The following is a 12,190-nucleotide window of genomic DNA, read 5'->3' as shown; positions in this document are numbered from 1 at the left end:
GGCGCGCCAGCGGCGAGGCGGGTCAGGCGACGCTGGTCTGCACGGCCAGGGCCTTGATGAGGTCGGGGCGGAAGCCCGACCAGTGCTGGGCGCCGGCCATGACGACGGGGGCCTGCATGTAGCCCATCGCCATGATGGCGGTCAGCGCCTCCTCGTCCTCATCGATGCGGACGACGGTGTAGTCCAGGCCCAGCTTGTCCAGGGCGCGGTAGGTCGCGGTGCACTGCACGCAAAATTCTTTGCTGAAGACGGTGATCGGGACGCTCGACATGCTCTCTCCTCGAAGCAGGGTCGCGCGAGGGGAGCACCGATGTGCGCCCGGTCTTCCCGCGAGACCGATGGGTCGGACAAACCGGGCGGACCCGGGCGCTGGCAGGTCTTCGGACTCGAGGGCGGACGCCGAGGTGGCGTGGTCCTACTGGGCGACGCTTCCCAGCCCTGGTGGGGCCAGTGCGTAATGCCGCCGGTCGTTCCCTCATACCGCTGCGGGGCAGTCCCGGAGTCACACCGGGTTCCCTCTTGCCTCGCCACACCGACCCAACATGTGGGGGTCGGTGTAGCGAACCAGCACTAGGGACAGTAGTCACACGCGTGTAGTTCGTCAACCCGTCCGCAGCTCGGCTAGGCCGCGAATGTGGCACCCCTGGGCACTCAGGGCGGGACGGGGGCCTGTGCCGAGACCGGCTCGAGCTCCGACTCGTCCGCTCGTAGAGCCCCTCCCACTCGCTCTGTGACGTGAAGTCTTCCAGATGGGTGGTGTGAGAACCTCCATCTTCCGAAGACCTCGACACCTACCCCCGGACCGACGCGCCAGCGCCCGCTACACCCTGACGCGAAGATTCAGGTGCTCGGTCCCGGGCAAGGCGTCTGGAGAGTGACCTCATAGCCGAGGGCTTCGAGCTGGGCGACGGCGCGGTTTATGGCGCGCTCCGGGCGACGCCGGGTGTGGTAGTCGCTGCCGAGGTCCTCGTAGACCTCACCGGTGCTGACATGTGCCAGATCACTGTGAGCATCGCATGTTGAATGGCGACATTGGCTTTCATCGGCCCTCTTCGGCTGGAGATCCGTCGGTACTTCGCCCTGAATGACGAAGGGGCACTAACCTTTGCGCGCCGGGGCGAGGTCCGTACTCGGCGGCAAGCTCGCCGGGGGACAAGACAAGGGGCCGACCCCGCGACAGGGTCGGCCCCTTGCTTTGTCCGCTGCGTGGACCTACCGGCTGCGTCCGGTGCGCTGCACCGCGCGGGCCGCCTGTGGGGCACCCCTCGTCTTGCGGGCCTTGGGCGCCCGCCCGGGCGCGCTGGTCACCGCCTCCGTGGGTGGGCGGCCTTGGGCGACGTCCGAGCGCACCCGCGCCTCGACGGCCCCCCGGTTCTCGATGTGGTCGAGCCCTTGGGCCATCGCCTCGCGCCGTGCGGCGCTGTCGTAGGCAATCCCGGCCTCACCACGCAGGTCCTCCGCGCGGTCCTGCTCGGCGGCGACCTGCGGCAGAACTGAGCCGCTGTCGGCAAGCGGCTCGGCCACGTCGACCGGCCCGTGGCCTAGGTCCTGGGCGTGAGTCTCGGCGGCCCGGTCGGTGACCTCGGCGGTGGCCATCACCGCGGCCGCCTCTGCCCGGTCCCCACCGGTCGCCTTGGCCCGGTCCCCACCGGTCGCCATGCGCTGCTCACCGGCCCCTGCCCTGGCCTCGTCTGCCCGTCCCATGGCAGCGCTGACCTCGGCGGGGTCACTGGCCCGGGTGATGTCGAGGCCGTACCGGGCGTGCACCTGCTCAGCGATGCGCTGCTCGGCACGGACGGCCTCGGGGTCCAACCCGCTCCACGCCTTCGCGGTGGCGTAGGCGTTGGTGACGTCTTCGGCCCGTGCACTGTCCCACCACTGCGGCTGGTGCACCCGGGCCAGGGACGCCCGCGCCGCCTCCCGCTCGGCGTTGACCCGCTCCCGGTGCTCCCGGGCCGCCTGCTCGCTGTGCGCCTGGGCCTGGTGTGCCTGCTGCTCGCGCGACCGGGCGAACTGCTCACCCAGCCGCGCGGCCGCCGTCATGGCCACCTGCGTGACCCATGCATCTCCTCGTCCACACCGTCGCTGTCCTGGATGCTCATCCTGATCAGTCTTTCCCTGTCACCGTTCGATTCCTTGGTCACGCTCACTGCCCGCGCCACGGCGCGGCCCTGCCGGGGTGGGTTCCCGGGCGGGCTCGACCCGGTTGGGCACCGGGGAGCCCGGGACGGCCGAGTACACCTAGGCAGCTCCGCCGTGGCCAACCGTGAGCTGGGGGTCGAGCTAGACCCCACCCAAGCAGAGCGGGCACGGGCAATCATCGCCGAATGGCCCTCACGGACCGTCGACCACGACGACCTCGACCAGCTTCTCGAGGACTCGGGAAGCCTGACTAGGAACACATTGCGAAAGCGGGAAGAGGAACTTACCGCCGCGAGCGGACCTGCGCCGGCGTAGTGGGACTCGGTGGATCGTCAGCGACGTTAGTAGATGTCGCGTCTGTGGCCGACGGCCACGACCAGGACGAGAAGGACGTCGTCGCGGATCTCGTAGATGATGCGGTAGTCGCCAGTGCGAACCCGCCACTCACCGTCTCCACCGACGAGTTTCTTCGCCGCATTGGGCCGGGGTTGGTCCGCGAGCAGCTCGACCGCTGCCTGCACGCGGCGCCGCGCATCTGGGTTGAGCTTACGCAGCTGGCGCACCGCGGCAGGCGCGACCTCGACGCGATATGTCATGCCAGGCCGAGGTCAGCCTTGACCTGATCCCACGGGATGGCAGCCTCGCCCTCGTCAAGCTCGGCTCGGGCGGCCCGGGCGGCCTCGATGTCGGCAAGGTCCTCCGCGGCTGCGATCAACCCGTCCAGATCGTTGGCATCGATCACGGCAGCCACCCGCCGGCCACGACGGGTCAGGTAGATCGGGTCGTGCCCGATGCGGGCGGCATCGACGACATCCGCCAGTCGAGCTCGGGCGTCGCTGACAGTGATCTCACTCATGGATCAACGGTATCTCATAACCGCGATTTTGTACAATAGAGCCTAGTTGGCGCACTCCTGTCGGGCAGGGCAGCACCTCAGCAGCACCCCAGCGTCGCGGCGGGTCACGTCATCAGGAGACCGCGTCACTTCGCCGCGTTTGACAGACCCCGGGCGGTGATCCCATTGCAGGCTTGTGGCCTTGTGCCCGGTGTTGAGCACCGCGGTGGTTGCACACCGTAGCGTCGGCAATGACGACGTCGGGGTTGCCCTGTAACTGGAGGAGTCATCGACGCCCCCGACGCAGGTGCAGCTTGTCGCTCCGAGCGCGGTAGGCGGCGATGACTCGGGCCAGAGCCGGCTCTATCTCGGCCAGGTCGTCGAGTTCCATGCGGTTGGTCTGCAACGCCCAATCGAGTCGGTTCAGCACGTCAACCCAGTCCCGCGTCGACCGAGGGGACCGGGGCACGGGCACTTGCACGCGACGCTCCTCGACGACCTTCTCGACTCTCACCACCTCGACCACACGGTCGACGACTTCGACTGCGGCGAGGCCGGCGTCGGCGGCACGCCGTTGCTCCCACGCGCGGTGCCGGCAGGAGCTGGAGCACCACTTCGGGACGCGCCCGCGGGGAGGAACGGTCACTTCCGTCCGGCACCATCCGCAGACGACCTTCTGCCCCGATGCGCGAGGCGTTGTTGGTGCGTCCCCAACACTGGGGACGTTGCTGGCAGTGGTGTCCATCTGCGTCTCCGGTGGGTCGCTACTACACGGTTCTTTATCGTGCCAACGATATACCATACTGGTGGACAGCCCTATCGGAACCAGTCCTTATAGCTGGCCCGAAGCAGGCGACGCCCCGCAGGTCAGGCGCCCGGAATGGGAGGCGTCACGCTCCGTCGTTCGGCGCTTCGTAGGGTCCCGGTTTGTCAGAGTCCGAATGCGCCGCCGCTGACGAGGATGGCTATGCCGAGGCCGATCAGGACGATCGGGAAGAGCACGTGTTCCCATCGCTCGAGCACCTCGGCGATAGGCCTGCGGGTGGCGACATACCTGGCGAGAAGGACCAGCACGCCGACGAGCAGCAGGAACACGACGCAGAAGATGACCACGGTTGCCGTGCTGACGTTCAGGAACACCGGGACGTAGACGCCGATGTTGTCTCCGCCGTTGGCGAAGGTGACCGCGGCGACAGTCAGGATGCCGACCTTCTTGCCCTCGACCTTCTCGTCGTCGTCGTCACCGTCGCCTCGCCATGCCTGCCACGCCGCCCAGATACCGAGCGCCAGGGGGATGAGCCCGAAGTAGGGAATGGCGCTGGACGGCAGGACCAGCCCGGCCCCCCAGGCGACCAGCAGCGCAGCACCGAGGATCCCGACGAACCCCAGGTACTGCCCCAGCGCGATCCGGGTGGTGGTGCCTCGTTGGCCGGCGCCTCGGGCGAAGAACAGAGAAAGAATGATGATGTCATCGATGTTGGTGGCCATGAACAGCCCGATCGCCTGCAGGACCGTGGTGAGGATCACCGGCTGACCTCGCAGCCGGCGACGGGGCACTGCGGATCCAGGCACGGGGCGTCCTCGTTCACGGCGAGGGTCACCTCGACCAGCGCGAGCAGCGCGTTGGTGAGGTGCGGGTCGGCGATCGCGTAGAGGGTCTGTCGTCCCTGCGGTTCGGCCACGACGATGCCGCAGTCGCGCAGACAGGTCAGGTGGTTGGACACGTTGGGCCGCGTCAGGCCGAGGTCCTCGGCAAGTCCAGCGGGATAGGCAGGCCGTTCGAGCAGCGACAGCAGGATCCGAGCCCGCGTCGGATCTGCCAGGGCCCGGCCGATCCGATGCATCGCGTCCAGCCTGGAGGAAGTAGTCAGCACGGGCTGAACTATACAGTTTGTGCTGAACCGTCCGTGAGGTCGGGGGTGCAACGGGAAGTCATCAGCTTCAGCGTCGGAGGTGGGTGTCGCGTTGGGCGGTGTAGGCGCTCCAGTCTCGTGAGGCCAGTGCGGCCCACCGGGTGGCGGTGTTGGGGGCCAGGCCGAGCACCTCTGCCAGGATCGGGGTGGGCATGCTCGCAGCAAGCTGGAACATGGCGGCGTTGCGGGCGGCCATGGGCTGGATGCCGCGTTCGACGAGCTGGGCGCGGACGTTCTCCGTCGCCAGGTGCTTGCCCGGGATGCCGCCGGGGAAGAGCCAGGTGTCGGGACGGCTGACGTAGGAGGCCTGCCCGCGACGGGTCAGGTGGGTGCGGACGAGGCGGTCGAGCGGGCCCGGCAGCTCGACGGGGAAGGTGTCGAACGTGGCCGTGGTGACGCCGACGGCGTCAACGGTGATCTGGTCGGCGCGCATGCGACAAACCCGGGCCAGGGGTTGGGCGTAGAGCAGGACGAAGAGACCGGCGACGCGGGCGTAGAGGCGGATCGTGTCGTCGTGCAGGAGCAGCTGGACGTGCGACCACCTGTCCTCGTCGGAGAGGGTGACGGCGGGCTGCGTGGTGGGGCGGGTGGCCGCGGACAGATCCCCTCCGAGGCCGGTGCGGGCACACCAGGCCAGGAACGGTCGCAGCGCGAGGGCGCGGGCGCGGTGCTCCTCGGCGAACCGGTCCAGGTCACCCTGTTCGATGTCGGCGAGGTCCGTGCCGTGCTCGGTGAGCCAGTTCATGAAGCGGGCGGTGACGACGATGGTCGCTCGGGCTGCGGAGATCGCGCCGTGGGTGAGGGTCCCGTGCTGCTCCTGGCGGCGCAGCCTGCTCAGCACCTGCCAGCGGGCGAACCGGGCCAGTACCTCGGACTGCCCGGCCGGCAGGGTGCCCAGCAGCTCCTCCAGCCACGGGCTGACCCGCTCGAGCTCGGCGTGGAAGGGCGGCAGGACCCCCAGGGCGGTGAGCAGGTCGCGCAGGTAGGTGTTGGTCCTGTCGGCCGGGAGCGTGTCGAAGGTCGCGTGGGAGATTTCGAGCTCGTCGCGGGCCATCGCGCCCAGGGTGGCCGGGCCGGTGGAGCGGGTGAACCAGTACAGGGTGGTCTGCGGTCGTGGCCCCGAGATCAGGGCTTCGTACACCGGCCGCAGTCGCGGGTTGATGCCGCCGTCGGGGCCGGACAGCAGCGCGGTGGTCTTCTCCTTCAGGGCGCAGTGCCCGCACAGCCGGCCCCACGGGGAGTCCTCCCTCCCGCAGGCGGTGCAGGCGTAGACGGCCTCGTTGCCGGTGCAGGGCGCGCACGCCGGCCGGCGGTCGGCGTCGTAGAAGGCCAGCACCCTGATGTTGGCGCAACCGGGGCAGGGTTGGGCGGTCCGGGCGAAGCGCAGGGTGCAGCGCTGGCAGACCGCCTCCTCCAGGACGATCCGGGTGCACCGGTCGTGTCGCCCGCAGTGCGCGCAGTCCTGGCGCGGCAGCCGCGGACGTGGGCTCACCGGCCCTCGGGCGGGCGGCGGACCCGGGCCCGGATCGGGCGCAGGTCACCGATGCCCGGACCGCGGTCCCCGGTGCCGGTCTTGGCGGGTTGGTCCTCGACGACGGTGGGGACCAGCAGGTCGTTGGGTTCGCAGTCCAGGATGTCGCACAGGGCCGCCAGGACGTCCATGTTCAGCCGTTGCGGGGTGCGGGCCACCAGCCGGTAGACGTGCTCTCGGGACAGGTGGACCCCGCGCTCGGCCAGCAGCGGGACGAGCTCGGAGGTCTGGTACATGCCGTGGGTGGCCATCACCTGGCGCAGGTTCCACCCCATCACGGTGCGGACGGTCATCCCTGGTCCTCCTCATCGGTGGGTGCGTAGACGCGGGCCAGCGCGGCCTTGAGGGTCTTGTCCTTGAAGTCGTTGCTGACCGAGGCGTAGATCGCGGTGGTCGAGGCGTAGGCGTGCCCGACCTGCTCCTGGACGAACCGTTCGGGATAGCCGAACTCGACCAGGTGGGTCACGTAGGAGTGGCGCAGGCAGTGCAGCGACAGCACCGGGTCCAGGCCCGCCTGGTTGCGGACCGCCGCGAAGCGGGCGTCGAAGTGGCGCAGCGAGACCCGCGAGAGCCGCTCGGTCACCCACAGGGCCGGGTGGCCAGGCACGCCGAACAGCGGCCTTGCCTGCTCGACCCACTGGCGCATCCCCTCGATGGCCCAGTCGAACTCCGGCACCGCCAGGACCGTGCGGCGGCGCGGGGTTCCACCGCGGACAGCCTTGCCGTAGCGGACGTGGACCGAGCCGTAGGTGCCCCACCGGGGCACGTGCGGGTTGGGTCGCAGGTCGGCCACGTCCAGTCGGCACAGCTCGTTGCGGCGCAGGCCGAACGCGTAGGCGGTCTTGAAGACCTGCGCGTCACGCAGCGCGCTCAACGCTCCCTTGCGGCCCGAGGACGCGGCGCGTTCGACCTGGGCGTCCAGGTGGTCGAAGAGATCCTGCAGCTCGGCGTACGTCAACGGTCGCCGTGCCGGACGGCCCTCGTACTCGTTCAGATGTGCCACCGTGTTCCACTCGTGGCACACCTGTGAGGGCACCGAGCCGAACCGGTCGCGACACTGCCGGGGCCACTCGTACCGCGCGTCGGTGAGGTAATCGCAGAACATCCGCAGTCCCAGGTGGTACCCGCGGATCGTCGAGGGTGACCGCCGACCGTCCCCGCTGGCCAGGGAGACGGTGAAGTCCTCCACGTCCCCAGGACCCCAGGACCACGGGTAGGACTCGGCGAACTCGGTGAACCGACGGACCAACCGGACCCGGTCGCTGATGGTCTTCTCGCCCAGCAGCCGGGACCGCTGCTGACGACCCCAGCCGGTCAGCATCGCCTCGAAGACGGCGCTCTCCTCGTTCAGATGAGCCACCCCGGCGACCAGGACCAGCCCCGCCGAGCCCGGTATGCCGACCATCAGGACCGCCGATCCGTCGTTGCCTCAGAAGCCATATTGTTGCTCCTGACGTTACACCTAGTTAGGCGTCCCTGGTCAACGGGCCCGCGGGGGGCCGTCGAAGTCCCTACTAATCCGCAGACCACCCAACGGGTGTGACTTCTGACGCGATAATGCTCGCTTGGGCCGGGAGTGCAAGAGGTGTGTGGGACATGAGCCGGGCGGATTTGGTCAGCGTCAAGATTGCTGAGCCTGCGTGGAACGGACGCGGCTCAGGACGAGTGAGTCTGCGCGAGGCGTGCTGGGCACGGGCGGGTCGGGGAGGGGCTAGTCGATGGGGCGGTGGGTCCCTGGGGCAGGGCCGTCCGCTTCAGGTGTTCAGAAGGTGCCGAGTGAGTCGATGAGGGGGTCCGTGGTGCAGAAGCAGGCGCACAGGCAGCAGGCGCGGCTCCGAGCGCGGCAGGCTCGAGCGAAGGTGCGCGAGGAGCAGGCCGAGAAGGAGCGGCGGCTGGCCCGGTGGGGCGAGGCAGTGGTCGTGGCACTGGCTGAGCGTGACGCAGCGGTAGCCGAGTGCGAGCAGCGAGCAGGGCGAGCTCTGCGGTCGTTGATGGCGGAAGGGGGAATGAAGACGCAAGAGGCGCTGGCATGGTGCGGTTCCGAGACGCTGACGGGATGGGAGGTGCACCGGCTCATCCGAGGGGTGGTCGACGCCGCCGAGGGCGACTACCTAGACCAGGGCGAGCACCCGCACCAGGACATCGGTGATGCGGGCTGATCGCATGGCGTCCTGAGCGGGTGGGTTCGCTCAGTACCGTCCCGCGACTTTGCCGGCGGCCCGGGGCAAGCGGGCTTGGCAGATCGACCTTGCGGGAGAACGGGCAAAGCCCCGGTGGATACCTCAGCTCGTCGCGGCAAAGTCGGACGCGCCGCAGGCTAGCGTCCTCAGTGCGGCAAGTGAGTGCGCGTTAGTTCGCTCTCTGGAACACTCCAGCCATGTCCTACGTCGTCCTCTTTCAGGGCTTCAACGCTGGCGAGTCATCAGGTAGCGGGGCGGCTGAGATGAGGGCGGTCCTAGCGCCTCACGCGGACCGCCAGGAACAGTCATTCCTTCACGTCCGCTACGGCGACGGGGAGGCCGACGTCTACCTTGAGGACGACGGAATGTTGGCTAACCACATCACCGGCCGGGAGCCCTGGGATCTGCTGGTGCTGGGCGCTCAGGCGGCCAACTGGGTCATCATGCCCATGGATGCCCCCGTCTTCCTCACCGCGCCGGGGCAGCGAGAGCAATTGCCTGAGGGTCTGGGCGAGGAGGCCGTCGACGTCGAGTCTGGTGCTGAGCTCGTGAGCTTGATCGAGGGTAATGCCAGCTAGGCCGCTGCCTTCACCAAGCACTGCGGTCGCTGGGGAGCGCTGAGCGCGACTGGCGGCATTTCCGGATGGTTGCCGAGCTCGACTGGGTGACTGCCCATGAGGGGGTGGGAGGGCGAGGCTCACCCCCCGGCGTCCTGCGCCTGCTCCTACTGCTGGACCGGCTGCCGTGCAAGCGCGCGTGGCGCCTCGGCCGCTAGTGTCCGTGTATGGCACGCAGGGTCGCAGTCGTGGGGTTGGCGCTGGCCGTTCTCGGCAGCCTTTTGATGGTGTGGGGGCAACCCCCGTTGCGGGTCGCCCCCATGGTCCCGGTCGACTATCTCATCAACTTCGTACTGGCTTTATTGCCAATGGTCGGCAGACTCCTTGCACTTGTTGGGGCCGTGACGATCGCGTTCGCCGTCCTGATCAAGGTCACCGGGCGGTCACCTGTCACGGTACGTTCGAGACTGCTGCTCGTGGCGGGCTTGGCTCTTGTGCTCGCGGCGATGCTCGCTGAGGCAGGCCTGGTCTCGTACTTCGTGAACGTTGATCGGATCCGCATGATGCTGGCCGTGGTGAGCGTTACAGCACTGGCACAGGCGGTGGGCGCGGCCCTGCTGTCGATGTGGCTGACCGGGCTCCTAACAGAGCAACTTCCCCTCGCACGTCAGCCCCTAGGAGCGAGGGTCACTGCTGCTCGTTGACGAGTCCGCAGCGTACGGGGAAGCCAGTCCGAAACCAACGACCAGCGGCAGAGTAGTGCGTCTGGCGCCAGGTCCCCTAGGGTCTGCCCTGTGGTCAATGCGACGTTGCCCCCGCACTTCCACGATCTGTCTAAGCCACAGGCCGAGGCCTATCTGCAGAAGTTTCTCGCCGAGTTGCCGGGAAGCCAGACACGCTTGGCCAGCATGCTCACGAGAACCGGCACAGACCCTGCCCTGGCGCACGCAGCAACGCCCGACACCCTGCACCCCCTCTGGGAGGTCACCGTCGCCCACTGGCCCTTGGGCTGGCAAGAGGGATACGACTACGCGAAGGATCCCTGGTCGCGTAACGACCCAACTCTCGACGCATTGGGGCCTCTTGAAGAGCTCCCTTCGTGGTTCAGTCACGACCGAATCCACTACAGCGTGTTCGCTCCGTCGACGCTGTGGGTGATCGACCTGCTTGCGAGACATCTAGGACAAGTGGTCGTGTCCAATTCCCCAGCCCTGGACTGGAGGACCGGCCCCCGGCGACCCGCGAACAACATCGATCGAAATATGCCGGTGGCTGGCACCGCCAAAGGCTGGATCGAGCCCAGACGCTTGGTGAGGGTGCTCATCAGGCGCCAGATCGAAGGACACTTCGATCGGAACGCACCCAGCACTCTGCGCGACCTATACGAACGCATCACCTGGCACGCCGACAGCTGGTAACTGCCCTGGCAGGCGCCCAGCGGCAGAGTAGTGCGCTCGCGAACGCTCGAAGTCCGGGGCCGGCAGTCCCCTCAGGTGGCCCACGTGGTCCGGCGCCAGACGACCGCGGCGTTGGGGTCGCCGCTCCGAGACGGTTCAACGCTCACGACGGTCCAGCCCTCTCGTTCGTAGAACTTGGCGGCCTCGGTGTTCCTGGCGAAGTGCTCGACAAGGACGTGGTCGGTCACCCTTCGGAGGGGTTCGATGGCTTGCTGCAGTAGATCTGCCCCTATGGACTGCCCGCGAAACTCAGGCGCCAGATACAGCTTCCATACGACGTGGTCTTCGCCCAGAACACCGATCTGCACCACTCCTATGATCTTCTCGCCCTCGACTGCGACATGGACGCGACTGGCTTCGACGGCCGGCTTCATCCGCTCCGTCGTCCACCAATGCAGTTGTGCTCGTGCGCCTTCATCGCCGAGGATCGGAGCGTAGTGAGCAGGCACGACGTCGAGCGCGAATCGCTCGATGGCGGAGAGGTCGTCAAGGCGGGCCAGGCGAATAGTCACAGGCATACCTCAAGGTATGACGGGTGGGCGCCCTCGGTGTCGAGAGCTGCTGTCTGGACCACAGCCGACGAGTGACCCGCGACGGATTTCAGCACGAAGCAGGCGTCCGACCTGCGGCATGGTCGGACGCTACGCGACGACAGCGGCAGGAGCGTGCACCCTCGAGCCTAGAATCGGCAGCCAGGCGCTCCTAGCATACCCTCGCATCGGAAGGATCTTCCTTGCCCAGGATGAACGAGTTCGATCAGCCCGTCGGCGACCCTGTGCCTGGCTGGGCATCGGCCCCCCTCCCATCGGCGGATGTACTGAGCGGGAGGTTCTGCGCACTCGAACGTCTCGACCCAGACCGACACGCGGTGGATTTGTATGCCGCATACGCGTCGGCTAGCGATGACCGTGCTTGGACCTACATGGCTTTCGGACCGTTTCTATCGTTTGAAAGCTACTACCAGTGGTCGGTCGCTGCCGCCGATAGCCCCGATCCTCGGCACTACGCCCTCACCGACGCAGCAACTGGTAGGGCACTCGGCACCCTCGCGCTCATGCGCCATGACCCGGCTAATGGAGTCATCGAAGTCGGCTCTATTGTCTTGTCTCATGTCCTGCAACGCACAGCGGCGGCGACCGAGGCGCAGTTTCTCCTCATGCGCTACGTCTTCGAGGACCTGGGATACCGGCGCTACGAGTGGAAATGCGACAGCCTCAACGAACCGTCACGGAAGGCTGCCGAACGATTAGGGTTCACATACGAAGGGACCTTTCGCCAGGCGCTTGTGTACAAGGGCCGCAATCGCGACACGGCGTGGTTCGCCCTTACTGAGAAGGAGTGGCCTGCCGTTCGCGCTGCTTTCGAGACGTGGCTCAACCCTGCCAACTTCGACACGCAAGGACGCCAGCGCAAGAATCTCCAAACCCGGTGACCGGCCTGGGATGACGTGCGCCCTCGGCGATCACGCCGCTCCTGGCCTCCTTCGTTGATGGCGAGTGGGAGACGGTCAGCAGGCTGCCCACCCCCGGCCGATGAGTATTTCGCGACAAGGTGAGACTCCCGAGGTGCGGCAGA

At 67.7% G+C, this 12,190-nt stretch carries 16 protein-coding genes and 1 riboswitch; of the genes, 5 read left to right on the top strand and 11 right to left on the bottom strand.

Annotation, left to right across the window (positions count from 1 at the left end):
* Positions 1-22: 22 nt before the first annotated feature.
* The 10 genes from nrdH to K330_RS0111250 form a co-directional block, all read right to left on the bottom strand.
* Positions 23-271: a glutaredoxin-like protein NrdH gene (gene nrdH / locus K330_RS0111300; RefSeq protein WP_022921931.1), complete on the bottom strand. Its 249-nt coding sequence runs from the start codon at positions 269-271 to the stop codon at positions 23-25.
* Between the two features lie 83 nt (positions 272-354).
* A riboswitch (cobalamin riboswitch) is annotated at positions 355-584 on the bottom strand.
* 628 nt (positions 585-1,212) lie between these two features.
* Positions 1,213-2,043, bottom strand: a complete 831-nt coding sequence (locus K330_RS20780) for a hypothetical protein (RefSeq protein ID WP_051145588.1) — start codon at positions 2,041-2,043, stop codon at positions 1,213-1,215.
* Positions 2,044-2,483: 440 nt separating this feature from the next.
* Positions 2,484-2,738 (bottom strand): type II toxin-antitoxin system RelE family toxin, encoded by a 255-nt coding sequence (locus K330_RS0111285; protein WP_022921930.1) that lies wholly within the window; start codon positions 2,736-2,738, stop codon positions 2,484-2,486.
* Positions 2,735-2,998 carry a type II toxin-antitoxin system Phd/YefM family antitoxin gene (locus K330_RS0111280; protein WP_022921929.1) on the bottom strand — a complete coding sequence of 88 codons (264 nt, stop codon included), beginning with the start codon at positions 2,996-2,998 and terminating at the stop codon, positions 2,735-2,737. The genes K330_RS0111285 and K330_RS0111280 overlap by 4 nt, the downstream gene beginning before the upstream one ends.
* Positions 2,999-3,263: 265 nt before the next feature.
* Positions 3,264-3,623, bottom strand: a complete 360-nt coding sequence (locus K330_RS0111275; protein WP_022921928.1) for a hypothetical protein — start codon at positions 3,621-3,623, stop codon at positions 3,264-3,266.
* 284 nt (positions 3,624-3,907) lie between these two features.
* Entirely contained in the window at positions 3,908-4,504 is a 597-nt protein-coding gene (locus K330_RS0111270) for a cadmium resistance transporter (protein WP_022921927.1), read from the bottom strand.
* Positions 4,501-4,851: a Cd(II)/Pb(II)-sensing metalloregulatory transcriptional regulator CmtR gene (gene cmtR, locus K330_RS0111265; RefSeq protein ID WP_029202581.1), complete on the bottom strand. Its 351-nt coding sequence runs from the start codon at positions 4,849-4,851 to the stop codon at positions 4,501-4,503. The genes K330_RS0111270 and cmtR overlap by 4 nt, the downstream gene beginning before the upstream one ends.
* Positions 4,852-4,918: 67 nt before the next feature.
* Positions 4,919-6,382, bottom strand: a complete 1,464-nt coding sequence (locus tag K330_RS0111260) for a hypothetical protein (RefSeq protein ID WP_022921925.1) — start codon at positions 6,380-6,382, stop codon at positions 4,919-4,921.
* Complete coding sequence (locus K330_RS0111255) at positions 6,379-6,714, bottom strand: helix-turn-helix domain-containing protein (protein ID WP_022921924.1); 336 nt, start codon at positions 6,712-6,714, stop codon at positions 6,379-6,381. The genes K330_RS0111260 and K330_RS0111255 overlap by 4 nt, the downstream gene beginning before the upstream one ends.
* The gene (locus K330_RS0111250; RefSeq protein ID WP_022921923.1) at positions 6,711-7,826 is read right to left on the bottom strand and encodes a tyrosine-type recombinase/integrase; all 1,116 of its coding nucleotides are present in this window, start codon (positions 7,824-7,826) and stop codon (positions 6,711-6,713) included. Before K330_RS0111250 ends, K330_RS0111255 begins: the two co-directional genes overlap by 4 nt.
* A 391-nt stretch (positions 7,827-8,217) precedes the next feature.
* Between K330_RS0111250 and K330_RS0111245 the strand changes: the two genes are divergently transcribed.
* The 4 genes from K330_RS0111245 (at position 8,218) to K330_RS0111230 (ending at position 10,576) form a co-directional block, all read left to right on the top strand.
* On the top strand, positions 8,218-8,580 hold the full coding sequence (locus tag K330_RS0111245) for a hypothetical protein (protein ID WP_156875782.1): 363 nt from the start codon (positions 8,218-8,220) through the stop codon (positions 8,578-8,580).
* Positions 8,581-8,798: 218 nt separating this feature from the next.
* Complete coding sequence (locus K330_RS0111240; RefSeq protein ID WP_022921921.1) at positions 8,799-9,179, top strand: hypothetical protein; 381 nt, start codon at positions 8,799-8,801, stop codon at positions 9,177-9,179.
* Between the two features lie 227 nt (positions 9,180-9,406).
* Positions 9,407-9,862 carry a hypothetical protein gene (locus K330_RS0111235; protein WP_022920206.1) on the top strand — a complete coding sequence of 152 codons (456 nt, stop codon included), beginning with the start codon at positions 9,407-9,409 and terminating at the stop codon, positions 9,860-9,862.
* A 90-nt stretch (positions 9,863-9,952) separates the two neighbouring features.
* On the top strand, positions 9,953-10,576 hold the full coding sequence (locus K330_RS0111230) for a hypothetical protein (protein ID WP_022920205.1): 624 nt from the start codon (positions 9,953-9,955) through the stop codon (positions 10,574-10,576).
* 71 nt (positions 10,577-10,647) lie between these two features.
* On the opposite strand, the gene K330_RS0111225 is transcribed toward K330_RS0111230, so the two are convergent.
* A complete protein-coding gene (locus K330_RS0111225) occupies positions 10,648-11,127 on the bottom strand; it encodes a GNAT family N-acetyltransferase (RefSeq protein ID WP_022920204.1) in 480 nt (159 codons plus the stop codon).
* A 230-nt stretch (positions 11,128-11,357) separates the two neighbouring features.
* Between K330_RS0111225 and K330_RS0111220 the strand changes: the two genes are divergently transcribed.
* Positions 11,358-12,047: a GNAT family N-acetyltransferase gene (locus tag K330_RS0111220; RefSeq protein ID WP_051145431.1), complete on the top strand. Its 690-nt coding sequence runs from the start codon at positions 11,358-11,360 to the stop codon at positions 12,045-12,047.
* Positions 12,048-12,190 lie beyond the last annotated feature (143 nt).

It is taken from the genome of Ornithinimicrobium pekingense DSM 21552 (assembly GCF_000421185.1).
GTDB lineage: Bacteria > Actinomycetota > Actinomycetes > Actinomycetales > Dermatophilaceae > Ornithinicoccus > Ornithinicoccus pekingensis.
The sequence above is the reverse complement of the archived record's forward strand: the minus strand, read 5'-3'. Positions and strand labels throughout refer to the sequence as shown.